Below are 15,865 nucleotides of genomic sequence, written 5' to 3'. Positions count from 1 at the left end.
ATCGCGCAACTTGGACAAGAAAGGTTCGAAACGGGGAGTGGGCCATGCAAGAGCATAATCGCGACATGTTTCCGGCGGCGGATGTCTGCGAACTCTATGCGTCGCTCGCGCCGCTCATCGCCAATCCGGTCATCGACCCCGTCTTCGACGAGAATGAGGCCGAGGCGGTCGCCGCCAAGCGCATCTATCATCGCTGGGGACGCCGCGCGGTCTACATGGTGCTGGCCGGCGCCATCTATACCGTCGCCGAGGCGCTCGTCATTCCCGAGTTCGAATGGCGCACGCTCGCCAGCGTCGTGGCGATCCTGCTCGGCGGCGCGGGGGTCGGCATCCAGCTCTGGCTCATCTCGACGCGCGTGAAGCAGCGCTGGCTGCTCGCACGGTTCGCCGCGGAGCGGCTGCGCAGCCTCAAGTTCCAGGCCTATCCGCTGGCGATCGACGCGCCCGACACGGCGGCGCTCGAACAGGCGGTCGACGCCTTTTCCCGCGCGCGCCTCGCCGAACTCCGGTCGGAGCTGAACGCGGGCGAGGCGAGCATCGACCTGTTCACCGCCGAGTTGGGGATCAAGGGATGCGTGCCCGCGCGGGCGGTGACGCCCGGGCCGCTCGCCGACACGGCCATGCGCGCCTATTCCGCGCTGCGGACCGATTATCAGCGGCGCTTCGCGAGCGCCGAGCTGATCAAGCTGCGCGAGCGCGGACGCTTCGTCGAGAGCATGGCCGACATGCTGTTCCTCTTCGGCGCGATCCTCACGGTCGTGTCGCTGTTGCTCAAGATCCTGCCGTCCGTGGGCCCCGCCTGGTCGGCCTGGATCGACTTCATTGCGGTCGCCGCCTTCATCTTCGGTCTCGCCAAGACGATCCTCGACGAGGCGACGATCGATGAGACCTCCAGGCGCCGCTACGAACATTATGTCCATTCGCTCGATACCACCGAGGCCGCGCTTTCTGGCGACGGGGTGGATTTCGCGGAGAATGTCCGCCGCGTCGAGCGGATCGCGATGGACGAGCTCGACCAGTTCTCCCGCTCGGCCATCCGGATCAGCTACCGGATCTGACAGGCAGGTCGTGTGATCGTGTTGAAGTAATCGAAGACCCGGGGCGCCGGGGGCACACATAAGCGAGGTTCTTTCGGGCGTCTCGTGTACTAAAGCGTGGAGCTCTCGCGGCGTCGTTGATCGCATTCGGCCGGGTTGGCGACGCTAAGGTTTCCGTTGCGCCATGATGCCTCGCTCCGGTGAAGCAATCCGGTAGATTTACGTGCTGATTGAGCCCTTTATCCGCCCTTTTTCACATTTCGAGGTTGTTGGGGCAAGATTCTGTTCACCAATATTTTCGAGAAGTATTCGGTGGTTGCTCATGTAAGCGATGTAATAGGCATAGGGGTATATAGAAGCTGGCAAGGTCGCGATCGACCTTGTTTGTATATTCACCAAATGTTCTCGCCTTGCCCTTTTTTGGGCCCGGATGCTTGGTGGGCCGGTATCTTGTCTACCGGTTCCGTCCGGTATAAAGGGCCGTTTCACGAATCGGAGGAACGATCGAGCCAAGGGGGGCGTTAACCGGTAATCATGCAGATCGCGCTCACCATCCTTGCCATTTTCTTCGGCTTTCTCGCGGTCATCCTCGGAACGGTGTTCCTGAGTGCTCTTCGCAATGGCCGCAAGGAAATCACGCGGCTGCGGCGCAAGCGCTATGGTGTGCAGAGCTGGGCGGCCGGGAGTCTCCCGGCCACGACGACCGGTGCAACAATGCATGAGCTCGAAGGTCTAGAGCTCAAGGCCAATGGCGGTGAACTCGTTCATATCCGCCAGACACGGGCACCTTCCTCGGAGCTGATCTGATCGTCCCATCACGGGCGTCGGAGGGGCGGGGGTGCGCAGGCGTTGACGGCTAATTTCCATTTATCGACTGTCGGCGACTATCCGTGGACCAGCGCGGCCTATAGCTATGTCGGCTGGGTGCCCAATGTGTCCGGGCACCTTTCGTTCGGCCTTGTATGCGCAAATGGCGAGGCGCAGGCCCTCAATCTTGGCAGCTGCGCCAATGGCGGGCGCGCGATGGTCATCCACCATCGGCGCTCCGCCGAAGATTTTCCTCTTCCGGGGCGTCTTGTCGGTCATTTTCGCCGTTCGGTAACGCTCGACTATGTGGTGTCGGCGCGAACTTCAGCGGCAAACACACCATTTCTGCTCGACGGCAAGGTCGGTGAACGGGCGGAAGAACACGGCGTTCTCGTCGGTGTCGTCCTTGTGCTGCCGCGTGACAGTGATGCGGAGGCGTCGGCGGCGCGTAAGGCTTTCCTTGCCGAGGTGGATGACGCCATCGGAAAAGGCGTCGCGTGCGAGGCTCCTGATGAAGTGCTTGCCGCGAAGGCGCTGCCGGAGTTTGTCGCCGATCGTGCGAACGATTATCGCGGCAAGATTGCCTGTCACCGGGTCAATTTCGCGCTGTTCAGGACAGGTGAATTGCGCATCTGGTTCGACATGGACGAATTTCTGGGGCGCGATACCCTTGAAAGGCCGCCAACCAATGTTCAGACGCTCGCGGCCGAAATCCTGCCGTCGCAAATCTATTTCTGTCTGAAGGACCTTATCCACCACCATTATCATCACGATCCGCACACGGATCAGTTGCTCGATCTCTACCGCATCGACACAAGTGCGCCGACCTTCGACGACTCCAAATGGCGGATAGACACCTTGCGCGGCCTCGCAAAGGTCGTCGTGGAGTTTCGTCATTCGGACGCTCCGACGAGCAACAAGAAGGCCCTTGGCGTCCTTGCCTATGCGGACGCGTTCCAATCTCTCCTCGCGCGCGTCCAGCGCAAGCGCAGGGTCGAGGAGGACATGGTCGCGCATAAGGGCATCATCCCCTATGACTTCAACCATGTCCGTGCTTCGATCGAGGCACTTGATGCGCTGAATGAATCCAAGCGCGGCGCGTTGCTTCAGCTTTTCGGTATCCTGGTCGGCGTGATCCTGTCGGCGTTCGCGCTTTGGGCAGGGGCGGTCCAGATCCAGCCGCTTCTTTGCGACGCGATGAAGGTCACCAATACACCCTGTCCGGCGATGAAACCCAACACGGCGGTCGACTTCATAAACTGGGTGGTCGCTAATCCGCTGGGCTTCGTGCTCGTTCTTGCTGTGCTCGGATTTATCGCCTTTATCTGGTTCTTCAAGGGTATCACCTCGGTGCCCGGCCAGCGCGCGGTTCGCATCTGGGTTAACCGCTTTTCTTCCGCGATCGGTACGACGCTTTCGCAGAAATCGGGTTCGGACAATCTCGGCTACATCGTTTATGTGTCGATCATCGGGGCGTTGATGACGGCGAGCGGCCTCATCGCCTATTGGATCGTTCCCAAGACCGAGGTCCCGAGTGTCGCCGAGATCGGCCGGGATGCCTCCGGTCCATGGTCGCAACTCGACCGTCTTGCGACCAAGAAACCCTCCGAAACCGGGCTTTTTACCTCAAGCATCATCGCTCCGCATCTCCGTGATCTGACGGGCGAGGACTATGACAGCTTCATGGCGCTGATGGCGGACAGTGGTTCTTTGCAGCAAAAGGACGGCATCTTCTGGGTCACCGGCCGGGCGGCGAATGTTGCGGGTCGTGACGGCGCCTATCTGATCATCGATCAGCGTCATCGCAAACTCGAGATCGGGCTGCGGCAGGATGGCGCCACAAAGGTCTATCGGACGCCCGGCTCGACGATCGCCAAGCCCGCCGCAGTGACGGAAATGCTCGACGGTATAACTGCAGACGTTGGCCCGCTGGCCGTCCTCGCACCGGTTTGCAAGCTTTCCCCGACGAGTAGCAAGAGCAGGACCCTTATTTTCGAGGGGCATCTCCCGGGTGCGGAGCCTTGTGACTATAAGATCATGCTTCGCGCAGGCCAGCTGTTCAGTTACAGTCCGACATCCGCACGCGGGCTCCAGATCGCGATCGGGGCGCCGGGCAAGCAGGCGGTTCCCATCGAGCGGACCTATACCGCGGCGACCGATGGCGAGCACCTCGTGCGGATCACCTGGCAAAGCGTTGGCGGTACGCCCGAGGCTCGGGCAGCCCTTCGTCCCTTCTACGCTCGCGCCAAAGTGCAGTGAGTATGGGCGGGGTACTTCCCTTGGAGAACCAGGACGTCTTTTAGGGGCAGCGGAGAGCTTGCGGTTGAAATGGTATTTCGAAGGCGTCGGCTCTGTGTGATGCTTTCACATATCGCAGGGCCTCACGGTCCGTATGCTCTGCAGTCTTAACCTTTAATAAGAAGGCATGCATGGATTCATATTAAAGGTTATGATATTATCCTTAAATATGGATCATCATATTGGCTCATATTGAAGGATATCACCATGCGCCGGGGAGATCTCTCTCAAGCGGTTGTCGATCGTCTCAAGCGATTGCCGCCACCCCATGCCGCGCACTATGGCGTGGTGCCATCGGCACCGCCCGAGCATGGGGTCGAGCTGGGCGACGCACTGGCCAGCCTGCAACGCGCGACAAGGGCGATGGCGCATGTCGATGTCCTCGCCCGTGAACCTGGCGGCGGCTTTCTCGTCAGCAGGCTGCTGGCGCGCCGCGAAGCGGTGAGCAGTTCCGCGATCGAGGGCACCAACTCCACGCTGGACGAGCTTCTCTCCGTCGAGGAAGGCGCGGCGGACGAGACGCGTCATGCCGCGCTGCAGGTTCGCGACTATGCCATCATCCTCGAGCGTCACATCCGCGATGCTGCAGCAGATGGTCCGGCTGTGTTCACGCGTTCTCTCGTAACGACGCTGCATGCGCAGGCCATGGCGCGCGATCCCGATTACCGCGACGTGCCCGGCGAAATCCGCACCCGCGTCGTCTGGATCGGTGGCGCGCACGATATTGCCTACTCGACTTACAACCCCGCGCCGCCCGACAGCATCGAGGAAACGCTCTCCGACTCGGTCGCCTATATGAGGGCCGAGGGCATGCAGGTCATGACACAGAGCCTCATTACCCGCATGGCAATCGCGCACGCCCATTTCGAAGCGGTCCATCCGTTTCGCGATGGCAATGGCCGGGTCGGCCGACTGCTCCTGCCGCTCATGATGGCGGCGGACGGACAGGTGCCGCTTTACCTCGCTCCGTATATCGAGGCCAACAAGCAGGAATATTACGCGTCACTGAAGGCGGCTCAGCAAAAGCTGGATTGGGCGACGGCGGTGAAGTTCATGGCTGATGCGGTCACGGGCACCGTCGATGAGTTGCTCGCCACGCGCGCGGCACTTTCATCGCTCGCCGATGGCTGGCGTGATCGTCGTCACTTCCGCAAGGAGTCCGCCGCCCTGCGCGCCTTGGACGTCCTGCCGCAATATCCCGTTATCACCGCCAAACGTCTTGCGGGACAGCTTGAGGTTTCCGCGCCGGCTGCGCTCAATGCGATCGACCATCTCGTAGACGCAGGCATCCTGAAGGAACGGACCGGCTATGCGCGCAATCGCGTCTTTGTCGCGTCCGAGGTGCTCTCGATCGTCAATCGACCTTTTGGCGCCGCGCCGGTGCTTGCGTGATTGCGATGCGTCGCCGGAGGCGCGCTGTCACGTTGGGCCGCGCCGCGGTTCGCGGCGGGGCTTCGCTGCTGATCGAACATTGACCGGCCCCATGCTCGGCTGTCCGGCGGTGCATGGATCACCGTGACGATGCGTCACAAAAATATTTGCCCGCTTCATGCGATCCGGCGCTTCCCGTTCGTCACTCAAGGTTAAGGGCAGACATAGCCTGGAGGCGGCTGATGTGGGGTGGCGATGTCGGGGGACGGAGCGCGCAAGCGGTGCGACGGGCGATCAGGCATGCCGATCGGGTGCGACCGTGGCGCGCCGGGGACTTGTCGCCGCGCCGGCAAGCGATCAATCTGGTCGGCATGACGCGGCCCGAGCGTGAGACCGGCGAGAACGAGGAACGCGGCGAGCCCGGAGCGGATACGGGCTTCGGCGCGGGTTTCGATGCGGCGTATCGCGCGCACTGGCGCGAGCTGTGCAGCTATGTGCTGCGCAATTTCGGGAGCGGCCCGCCCGATCCCGAGGATGTCGCGCAACAGGCGTTCATGCGCCTGTCCGGCGTCGGGCATATGGTGGACAATGTCGGATCCTTCCTGCGCCGGATCGCGCGCAACCTCGTCATCGACCATCATCGCCGCGGCCTGCGTACCAGCCTCGTGCACCGGAGCGTCGCTATCCTCGAGGATGCGGGCTTGGAGCACAGCCCGGAGGATCTCTTGTCATCGAAGGAGCAGATCGAGGTCATGAACGAGGTCATCGCGGCGCTGCCGGTCAAGGAACGCGTGGCGTTCCTGATGCACCGCGTCGACGGCGCCCCTTTCACCGAGATCGCGCGCGATCTCGGCGTGTCGCATTCGGGTGCGCGCCTGCTGGTCTCGCGCGCGCTCGAGCGCTGCGCCACGGCGATGGGAGACCGCCGGTGAGCAATGTCGCACCGATCGACCGCCGCGACGTCGACACCGTCGCCCGCGACTGGGTGATCCGGCTCATGGAAAGCGACGACGCAGGCCTGACCGCGGCATGCGCGGCATGGCGCGATGCCGACCCCGCGCATGACGCGGCCTTCTGGCGGGCCTGGACGACATGGTCCGGCGCCGGGCGCACGGCGATCGCGGCCGACGAGAGCTGGCGCGCCGAGGCGGCGGCGCTGCGGTCGGGCTGGCGGCCGCGCGCGCGGCGCTGGATATGGATCGCCGCGCCGGTCGGTCTCGCGGCGTCGGTGGCGCTGGCCTTGGGCATCCCGAACCTGACCCGGCCCGCGGCGATCGAGATCGCGACGCGGGTGGCGGAGACCCGCGTCGTGGCGCTCGCGGATGGGTCCAGGGTGACGGTCGGCGGCCGTTCGGGGATCGAGGCACGGGTCGATGCCACCGGCAGGCGTGTCGAGCTCGCGCGCGGCCAGGCCTTTTTCGAGGTGGCGCACGATCCGGCGCGTCCCTTCGTGGTCGTGGCGGGCGATGCGGAGATCACGGTCAGGGGCACCAGGTTCGACGTGCGCCTCGTCGGCGACGATGTTCAGGTGTCAGTGCTCGAGGGCAAGGTCGAGGTCCGGCGGCGCGGGCTGCTCAGCCTATTGAGCGCGGGCGCGCCCGATGCGGTGCTGACCGGCGGGCAGAAGAGCGAACTGGCGCCGCAGGCGGGGGCGTTCGCGCCGGCGGCGCCCGCCGCCACCGTGCCCGGCGAATGGCGCAGCGGACGGCTTTATTATGCCGATGCGCCGTTGAGTGAGATCCTCGCCGACGCGGCGCGCTATTCCGCGGCGCGGATCGAAGCGTCGAGCCCGGCGATCGGGGCGATGTCGCTGACCATGTCCTACCGGGCGGGCGACGATGAAGGCCTCCGGCATGCCATCGAGGCGGCGCTTCCGGTCCGGGTCGAGAAGCGTGGGACCGTCTGGATGGTCGACGGCGCGGCGGGCGAGTGAGGCATTGGACGCCGATGTGACGTCCAGCCGCTGACGATCGGCGCGGTGCTGGATAGCTGCTCGCCGCGCAATGGCTCGATCCGGTCGGGCCGTGGGACCGACAAAAAATTCTGCTGATCGGCATGGCTCGTCCGTCTTACGCCTGAGCCCCCGGAGATGGGGCGCACAGGGAGCGTTCGATATGGTCCGATCACTGCGCGACGCGCGCATCACCGGCCCGGGACTCGCGTCCGGCGGTCCGGCGGAATCGCGCCGCCCATGAGGAAGCGGTTGCCAATCCATGCCGGATTTGCATGCTAAAGCACTCGTGGAGGATATGTCGGGTGAGCATGGATCCGCTCAAGACCGGGTTGGATATGCCGGGCGAGCGCTCGGGCATCCGCCTGGGCGACACCTTCCTGGACCGGCTTTACCGCAACCATGCCGCCGAGCTGCGGGGCCATCTGCGGCGCAAGCTCGGCAACGGCCCACCCGACCCGGACGATGTGCTTCAGGGCGCATTCGCGCGTTTCGCCGCTCTGCCCGACCGGGAGGCCGTGCCCAATCCCAAGGCGTATCTGCTGCGGACCGCGCACAATCTCATCATCGACGCCCGCCGGCAGGACGGCACCGTCCAGCGCGCGGCCGGAACCTTGCGGCTCATCGAAGAAAATCGTGCTGATCCCAGTGCCGAGGACGTCTTGTCCTCGAGGGAGGAACTGGAGCGCCTCGCCGCGATCATAGGGCGCCTGAAACCGAAGGAGAGGTCGGCCTTCCTGCTGCACCGGATCGACGGTCTCAACTATGTCGAGATCGCGCGACGGCTGAATGTATCCGAATCCGGAGCGCGGGGCCTGGTCTCGCGCGTGCTGGAGATTTGCGTAAAGGAGATGCGGCGATGACGACGGACGCCATGTCCCGACCCGACCCGCGCGAGGAGATCGAGGCGCTGGCGCGCGACTGGCTGTTGCTCGAGGACGCGGATGCGTCCGCGCTGGCGCGCCGCGACGCCTGGCTGGCCGAGTCGCCCGACCATCGGGACGCGTTCGACGAGGCGCGGAAAGTCTATCTCCAGGCCGCCCGGCTCGATGCCCTTTTGCCGGGCTGGCGCGAGGAGGCGGACGGCCATGGCCGCTCGAATGTCGTCAGGCTGAAAGACTGGGCGTTGCGTGGCGCCGGCCGCTTCATATTGCCGGCCGCCATGGCGGCGTCGATCGCGGTCGCGGTGCTGGGGCCCGCCCTGACCGGCGAGCGGCCGGCCGGGATCGCGACCGTCACCGCCCAGACGCGTGCGCTGGCGCTCGCCGATGGCAGCCGCGTGACGCTGGGCGCGCAGTCCGGAATGGATGTGCGGTTCGACGCGCGGAGCCGCCAGGTCGTGCTGCGCCGCGGTCAGGCCTTTTTCGAGGTCGCCCATGACCCCGGCCGGCCCTTTACCGTCATCGCGGGCGATGCCGAGATCCGGGTGACCGGCACCAGGTTCGATGTCCGCTGGATCGGTGACACGGTCGATGTCTCGGTGCTCGAGGGGCGCGTCGAATTGCGCAAGCGGCGCCTGCTGCCTCTCGGCGGGACGGCGCCCGAACGGGTCCTGACCGCCGGCCATCACGTCAACCTCACCGAGGGCGCGACCTTCACCGAGGTGTCGGCGCCCGCGATGACGCCCGGCGAATGGCGTACGGGCCGGCTGTTCTATTCGGAGGCTCCGCTTGGCGAGATCGTCAGCGACATGCAGCGCTATACCGCAACGCCTATTCGCCTGGGCGACGAGCGGGTCGCGGGCCTCAGGCTCACGACCTCGATCCGCGCGGGCAATCTCGACCAGTTCGTCCGCAACGTCGAGGCGACCTTGCCGGTGATCGCCACGCGCGGCGCCGATGGCAGCGTCACATTCTCGGCGCGCTGACACTTTGTGACGGTCTCGTAAAAAAAATCTGCTGATCGAGATGGCCCTCCCGTTTGTGGTTATGGGAGCCGGTGATGCTCCCCGCGCTTGGCGCGCCAAAAATGGGGGGTAGATGATGAACAAGGGGACTGTGGCACGGGTTCGAGGTCGGTGGATGCGATGCGCGGCGGCGGGGGCACTGGGCATCGCGATGGTGACGGCGGGCACATCCGTGCACGCGCAGGCCGGCGAGATCGCGTTCAGCCTGACCGCGCGCCCGCTCGCCGACGCGCTTCTCCAGGTTTCGCGCCAGGCCAATGTCGATGTCACCGCGCCGGAGGCGCTGACGCGCGGCCGGACGGCGCCGGCGGTGGACGGACGCATGACGGCGCGCGACGCGCTGGAGCGGTTGCTCGCTGGATCGGGCCTTCGTCTGCGCCAGAATGGAGAGACAAGCTTCCTGGTGGAGTCGGCAAGGGGAAACGGCGCCGCCCCCGGTGACGGGGGTGCTGCGGCCCGCTCGGGCAGGGGAACGATCGCCGGCAGCCTGAACGAGGAGACGACCGGTGCGGCGCTGAAGGGCGCACGCGTCGAAATCCAGGAGACCGGTGATGTCGTCGCCACCGACGAACTGGGGCAGTTCAGGTTCGCGAACGTGCCAGCCGGACGGGTGACGCTCTCGGTGTCCTATCTGGGTTATCCCACGACCACCATGTCGGTCGAGGTGTCCGCGCGCGAGACGGCGAACGCCCCGATCACGCTGGTTGCCGCAGGCAGGAATCCCGAGATCATCGTGATGGGGCAGGTGTCCGCGCGCGCACAGGCGCTCAATCAGGAGCGTACCGCGGAGAATAGCTCGACCATCATCTCAGGTGACCTGCTCGGCAATTTCAACGGCACGACGATCTCCGATTCCATGCGGCGCGCGCCCGGTATCGCATTCCAGCAGAGCAACGACACCGGCGATGGCACCAATGTGATCGTTCGTGGCCTGTCGCCCGATTACAACCAGATCAAGCTCAACGGGATCGCGCTCCCTGAGGGCAGCGGCATCGGCCGATCGGCCAATCTCAACAATATCCTTTCGAGCGCGGTCTCCGAGATCCGTATCAACAAGACCCTGCTCGCCAATCACGAGAGCGCAGGCACGGGCGGTCTCATCGAGATCGAGACGAAATCGCCGCTCGATCGGCCGAGGCGCTATTTCAACCTGAGTGCCGACGGCACGAAGCTGGGCAAGGGCTTCGGCTACGAATATCTGGTTTCCGGTACGGCGTCGGCACGGTTCGGAGCGAGCGGAAATTTCGGCATCAGTGCGTCGGTGCAGTTCCGAAAGCAGGATTTGACGACCTATTCCTACAATGCGCAGGGAACGCCCGGCGCCTATCTTCCCCTCGCGCCAAACGGCCAGCCGGCGACGTTGGCGGATCTCGATCCCCGGACGCCGTTTCCCTTCTATGACGGCGCTGAATATCTGATCGTCGGATCGCAGACCAACAGGAATCATGTCGCCGCGGAGACGCTCAATGTCTCGCTGTCCGCCGAGTGGGCGGTGAGCAGCTCGACGACCCTGCAGGTCGATTATGTGGGGTCGCGGCGCGAGCAGAACGCGCTCAACATGAACTACAATATCAGGGCCGGCTTTGGCCAATATGGCAGCCTGCGTGCAGTGCCGGCCGAGAATGGCGCGCTGCGCTACGTCTATGGCGACGCATCCAATGTGGTGCGGGTCTCGAACTTCGTCCAGTATACGCCCAACAGCAAGGACGAGACCGACAATCTGAGTTTCCGGGGCAAGTCGGCGCTTGGTCCGCTCACCCTCAATTACAGCGCGGGTTTTGCGGAAGGCCGCTCCGCTACGCCGTTCAGCGCCAATTTCACGTTGCTCAACGATGTGACGCCTTCCTCGGTGCTGGCGCCCGAGGCGATCAATCCCGACACGGGTACGGTGACCAGCTATTTCGGCCCGCGCGTCGGTCGAGGCGTACCGATCCCGCTTCTCACGGCCGCCGGCTTCGAGACGTTGCGCACCTTGCCATTGTCTCGCTTCGCGGGCGTCTATGCTTCGGAGAATCTGCGCGGCAAGTCGAACAACTGGACCGGCGATGTCAGCGCGAAATATGAGTTCGGGCCAGGGATCCTGAAATATGTCGAGGCCGGCATCCAGTATCGGCGTTCGAATTTCCGCAACTTCAGCTCGAATTCGCTCACCTATAATCCGATCTACGGGCCCCCTCCGGCCTATTACCAGGCACCGCTTCCAGAGATCGGGCTCATCTATGCGAATTTGCCGTTTTCGGCGGTCGCCGGCGATACGGTCTATCGCTTCCTGACCGAGGAATCGGTTCGTACGTTCCTCAACAATCTCGATAATCTGGTGACGGGTGGCCATGCGACGTTTCTGAAGACGCCGCGCGACCCCATCATGGATCAACAATACACGATCGAGGAGAATATCGCGGCCTATATCCAGGCGCGCGCGGATATCGGCAAGGTCGAGGTGATTGGCGGCCTTCGTATCGACCGCAACAAGGTCGATGCCGCCTTTCTCAATTCGATCTCCGTCGCCGACGCGAGCTGGCTCACCGATCAGGCATTCTCCAATGCCAACCGGAAGCTGGTCACGGCATCTGATGTACTCACGAGCTATCTTCCCCGCGTTCTCGCCAATTATCGCCCGGCCGAGAATCTGATCGTCCGCGCCGGCTATTTCTCGACTGTGGCGCGGCCGCAGATCCAGCAGCTCAACCGATCGCGTAACGTCTCATTCTTCGCTGCCCGCGTGTTCGGTCCCGGCGGCAACCAGCCGGGCCTGATGGTCCAGGAAGGCAATCCCGCGCTCAAACCTGCCATGACGCACAATTTCGACATCGGGGCTGAATGGTATGACGGCCAGGTCGGTGCCCTCAAGGTCAATGTCTTTTACAAGCGGATCAAGAACCTGCTTGAGGCCAATATCCTGACGGGCCTGAGTTCGCTCGGCGAGGGTTTCGTTCTTCCCGACCACCCGCTGCTGAACCCGCTGCCAGCGGACACCTATGTCTCCTACACCATCCCGATCAACAATCCCAAGCTCGCGAAAGTCTGGGGTGTGGAGGTGTCCGCGGAGAAACGGCTGAGCTTCCTGCCTGGATTCCTCTCGGGCTTCGGAATCTATACCAACTACACCTTCAGCAAGAGCCAGAAATCGACCACGCTGAACTGGTCGAGCGCGCCTGTCTACGGCGCGAACGGTGCGTTGCTGCGCCGCGAGAATATCGCCTATCAGCGCATCCTGCCGTTCGACAATTCCCCTCGTCATTCGGGAACCGCCGGTCTCACCTATACGCGGCCCGGATTCGATGCCTCGCTCTATTACAGTGCCCAGTCGCGCCGTCAGGGGCCATCGGGCGAGCGGGGTTTTCTGCTCGATACCTATTATGAGGCCGCGACTTCGCTCGACTTCCGGGCCGTCTATAATTTCAAGCTGGCGGGTGCTGATCTCCGGTTCAATGTCGAAGGCCGTAATCTGCTCAGGGGCACCGCCGACGCGGTCAACGAGGAAACCGTCGGAGGTGTCGGCGAAACACCGAAATATTATATCAACGGCTATTATTTTGGCGGCCGCAAGGTCACCCTCGGCCTGTCGGCGAACTTCTGATGCGCGACATCCTGTCGATACCGTCGGGACGGCGGTTCCCGTCCACGGCCCTGTGCCGTGGACGGAGTGCTCTCGCCACCGCCAGTCTCGCCGCCCTCTGCTTCGCCGTGGCGGCTGCCGATGTGCCCGCCTTCGCGTCCCGCCCGGCGGCACATTATCAGCCTCGCGCGAACGAACGCGTCGGCACGTTGCCCAACGGACTGCGCTATTTCATCGAGCGCGGACAGCCCGGCGACAAGGTAGAGTTCCGGCTCGTCGTGAGGGCGGGCGAGGCTGAAATACTGCCGCGCGAACAGGAGGTCGCGCATGTCGTCGAGCACATCGTGTCGCACAAGCTGCGCGATATCGCGACCAAGGGATCGCCCGCCCAGCGTGTCGCGCGATATGGCGGTGTGCCCGGCGGCGATTTCAATGCCGGCGCCGGATTTGTCCAGACCAACTATTTTATCCGCATGCCCGCGAACGAGGCGGCAGCGATCGCGGAAGGGTTTGACATTCTCCGGGACTGGGCAACGCCCGGAGAGATAAGCGACGAGGAAATCGATCGCGACCGCAAGGCGGTGGTCGAGGAAAAGCGCCGGGCGAGTCCATCGATCATGCACGGCTTCGAGACGCTGCGACGGACCTGGTATCCGGGAGAGCCGCTCTACACCTATCACTTCGACCCCGCGGGCACGATAAGCGCAACAGCGGCCACAATCCGTGACTTTCATCGGCGCTGGTATGTTCCGGCGAACATGGCGCTCATCGTCGTCGGCGACATCGACCCGGATGTCGCTCTTGGAGAGATTCGCCGTCGTTTCGAGGACATTCCGGCGGGCGAGCCGGTACCGCAGCGCGCGGATCTTCGGATCGAAGCGATAGCGGGCGGCGCGTTCGTCGCGACCGCGAGCCCGGGCGGGCGCGAATCCGATCTCACCGTCAGCTACAAGTACAGGCGTCAGCCTGCGGGGTCCCCTGGCCTGGTCCGGCAGGCAGCGATCGCGCGGATATCGGATATGCTGCTGGCGGGCGCCTTTGCCAATATCACCCAACGCTACGGCTCGCCTCTCGAGGCTGGCGGCGTCTCGACGTCGTTCCATGGGAATCCGGGCAGTTATGGCGGGGTCGATGTGCTCGTTGCGAAGGGCAAGCTCCGTCCCGGCAGGGTCGCTGACGGTCTTTTCGAGATTCTTCGCCTTCTGGAAACGGTGAGGCGCCAGGGTTTCAGCGTGGCCGACATCGAGGCGGCGCGTGCTCGCCTGCTGGGCTCGCCGCCGCAACTTCGGGGTGGCCCGGGCCGTTGGGAAGCCCTGTTCGTGGACGGGGCTTTCGAGCCTGACGAAGCCGCGATCCAGGGCGAAGTTCGCGCGCTGACCGCGTCGGAGTTCAATGATGCGATGAAGGCGCTGCTTGATCCCAAGGCGCGCGATGTCGTCCTGATCCGGCCTGATCATCGGCCCGAGCTCGACCTGTCGGAAATGGATTTCCGTTCACTTGCCGCGAAGGTCGCGCGCGCGCCGGCCGCACGGCTGTCCGGCCCGGTCGTGCGGGAACCGGAGCTGCTCGCGTTCACCGCGGCGGGCGGAGTTGCGCCCGGCAACGGAAAGCGTGCGGTGGACGGCGCGGGCGAGGCGGATCACGGTTTCAGCCGCTCGACGCTGCCGCGCTCGAATGCCACGCTCTTCGTCCGGAAGACGGCGGGGCCGATACGGCTCCATATGGAGCGTCGCGGCGGTGAGGGGCGGTTCGCGCCGGCAGACGCCAATGGCCTTGACCTCGCGTCCGACCTGGTCGCCTGGTCGGGGCTAGGCGGCCTCGACAGGTTCGAAATCCAGCGCTTCCTGGCGTCGCGGCAGATTTCGTTGGACGCGTCCGTTGGCGGCGCGCGCGAGAGCCTGTCGGTCAGCGGACCCGCACGTGAATGGTCGTTGCTGCTTCGACTTGCGCGGACGCGAATCCTGGAGCCCCAGTGCCGCGCGGACGCGCTCGATGATATGGTTGCGGTCCGCTCCGATGCATTTTCAAGCGCTGCCTCCCTGACGGCGGCTCGCGCGGATTTCTCCAACTTCATCGCCCGGGTGCTTGGCGAGGCCGAGCTGCCTGGTGGCGACGATGTGCGAGCGCTCAAGCTGGCTGATGCATGCCGCAAGGAACGCCTGGCGCTAGGCGATACCGAGGGCATGACGATCTTCGTCGAGGGCGATCTCGACGAAGCTGAAATGTCGCGCTCGGTCGGCGCCATGCTCGACCTTCCCGCGTCAGGTCCGAAGCCGCCGCTGCGCGTACGCGAGGTCGTCGAGCCGCGTCCGGGGCGCCACACCATGCGGGCCGGGGAAGGCGCATTGGCGAGCGTGTCCCTCCTCGTCCACATGCGTGCCGATGGCCCGCCCGTGTCGGATGCGGGTTTTCTCGTCGCCGATATTCTCGTCGAACGGATGAATCACCGGCTGAGGACGGTCGAGAGGGGGACATATTCGGCTGGCGGCGGGTTCACCGCGCGCAATGCGCCGTATCGCGAAACATTGAGCATCGGCTTCGACTGCGATGCCGCCAATGTCGATCGCATGGCGGCGGCGGCGAGGGACGAATTCCGGATCCTGCGCGAAAATGGCGTTACCGGCGACGAACTGGCGCGGGCTCGTCGCAAACGGGCCGGCCGCGGGCGGGGGCTTGCCGAACTGGCGGGCGACTGGATCAATCGTGCGACGCTTGCGCCACTGCCGGCCGCGAACGACGTCGAGGTCGCCGGCTGGATCGCGGAGAATGTCGATCCTTCGCGCATCGCGGAATTCGTCCGGCTGCCCGAGACGTGAGGCCGGGTCGCGGAGGGCCGCGCTCTCGGGGCGATTTTGGGGACCCATCGGCGTGGGACCGGTGAAAGCCTTGCGCTGAACCGGGGGCCCAACGGCGTCGGCGTCGCGCGACCGACGCTC

Annotated in this window: 10 protein-coding genes; all 10 read left to right on the top strand. The window is 64.5% G+C overall.

All coding sequences use genetic code 11. The features are described 5' to 3' along the window. Window positions 1-44: 44 nt before the first annotated feature. The 10 genes from K7G82_RS13200 to K7G82_RS13155 all read left to right on the top strand — a co-directional run bounded on the left by K7G82_RS13200 (window position 45) and on the right by K7G82_RS13155 (window position 15,745). A complete protein-coding gene (locus K7G82_RS13200) occupies window positions 45-1,058 on the top strand; it encodes a hypothetical protein (RefSeq protein WP_222990373.1) in 1,014 nt (337 codons plus the stop codon). 513 nt (window positions 1,059-1,571) lie between these two features. After that, a complete protein-coding gene (locus K7G82_RS13195) occupies window positions 1,572-1,844 on the top strand; it encodes a hypothetical protein (RefSeq protein WP_222990372.1) in 273 nt (90 codons plus the stop codon). Window positions 1,845-1,886: 42 nt separating this feature from the next. Then, the gene (locus tag K7G82_RS13190; protein ID WP_222990371.1) at window positions 1,887-4,103 is read left to right on the top strand and encodes a hypothetical protein; all 2,217 of its coding nucleotides are present in this window, start codon (window positions 1,887-1,889) and stop codon (window positions 4,101-4,103) included. A 246-nt stretch (window positions 4,104-4,349) separates the two neighbouring features. Continuing rightward, a complete protein-coding gene (locus tag K7G82_RS13185; protein ID WP_222990370.1) occupies window positions 4,350-5,534 on the top strand; it encodes a Fic family protein in 1,185 nt (394 codons plus the stop codon). A gap of 260 nt (window positions 5,535-5,794) precedes the next feature. After that, window positions 5,795-6,445 carry an RNA polymerase sigma factor gene (locus K7G82_RS13180; protein WP_222990369.1) on the top strand — a complete coding sequence of 217 codons (651 nt, stop codon included), beginning with the start codon at window positions 5,795-5,797 and terminating at the stop codon, window positions 6,443-6,445. Further along, window positions 6,442-7,446, top strand: a complete 1,005-nt coding sequence (locus K7G82_RS13175; RefSeq protein ID WP_222990368.1) for a FecR family protein — start codon at window positions 6,442-6,444, stop codon at window positions 7,444-7,446. Before K7G82_RS13180 ends, K7G82_RS13175 begins: the two co-directional genes overlap by 4 nt. A gap of 329 nt (window positions 7,447-7,775) precedes the next feature. Next, window positions 7,776-8,327 (top strand): RNA polymerase sigma factor, encoded by a 552-nt coding sequence (locus tag K7G82_RS13170; protein ID WP_222990367.1) that lies wholly within the window; start codon window positions 7,776-7,778, stop codon window positions 8,325-8,327. Then, window positions 8,324-9,331: a FecR family protein gene (locus K7G82_RS13165; RefSeq protein WP_222990366.1), complete on the top strand. Its 1,008-nt coding sequence runs from the start codon at window positions 8,324-8,326 to the stop codon at window positions 9,329-9,331. Before K7G82_RS13170 ends, K7G82_RS13165 begins: the two co-directional genes overlap by 4 nt. A 154-nt stretch (window positions 9,332-9,485) precedes the next feature. Next, window positions 9,486-12,950 (top strand): TonB-dependent receptor, encoded by a 3,465-nt coding sequence (locus tag K7G82_RS13160; protein ID WP_222990365.1) that lies wholly within the window; start codon window positions 9,486-9,488, stop codon window positions 12,948-12,950. Further along, window positions 12,950-15,745, top strand: coding sequence for a M16 family metallopeptidase (locus tag K7G82_RS13155; protein ID WP_222990364.1), 2,796 nt, complete (start codon window positions 12,950-12,952; stop codon window positions 15,743-15,745). The genes K7G82_RS13160 and K7G82_RS13155 overlap by 1 nt, the downstream gene beginning before the upstream one ends. Window positions 15,746-15,865: the final 120 nt, after the last annotated feature.

This window comes from Sphingomonas colocasiae (assembly GCF_019880585.1).
Classification (GTDB): domain Bacteria; phylum Pseudomonadota; class Alphaproteobacteria; order Sphingomonadales; family Sphingomonadaceae; genus Sphingobium_A; species Sphingobium_A colocasiae.
This window is presented reverse-complemented; position numbering and strand designations above follow the sequence as displayed.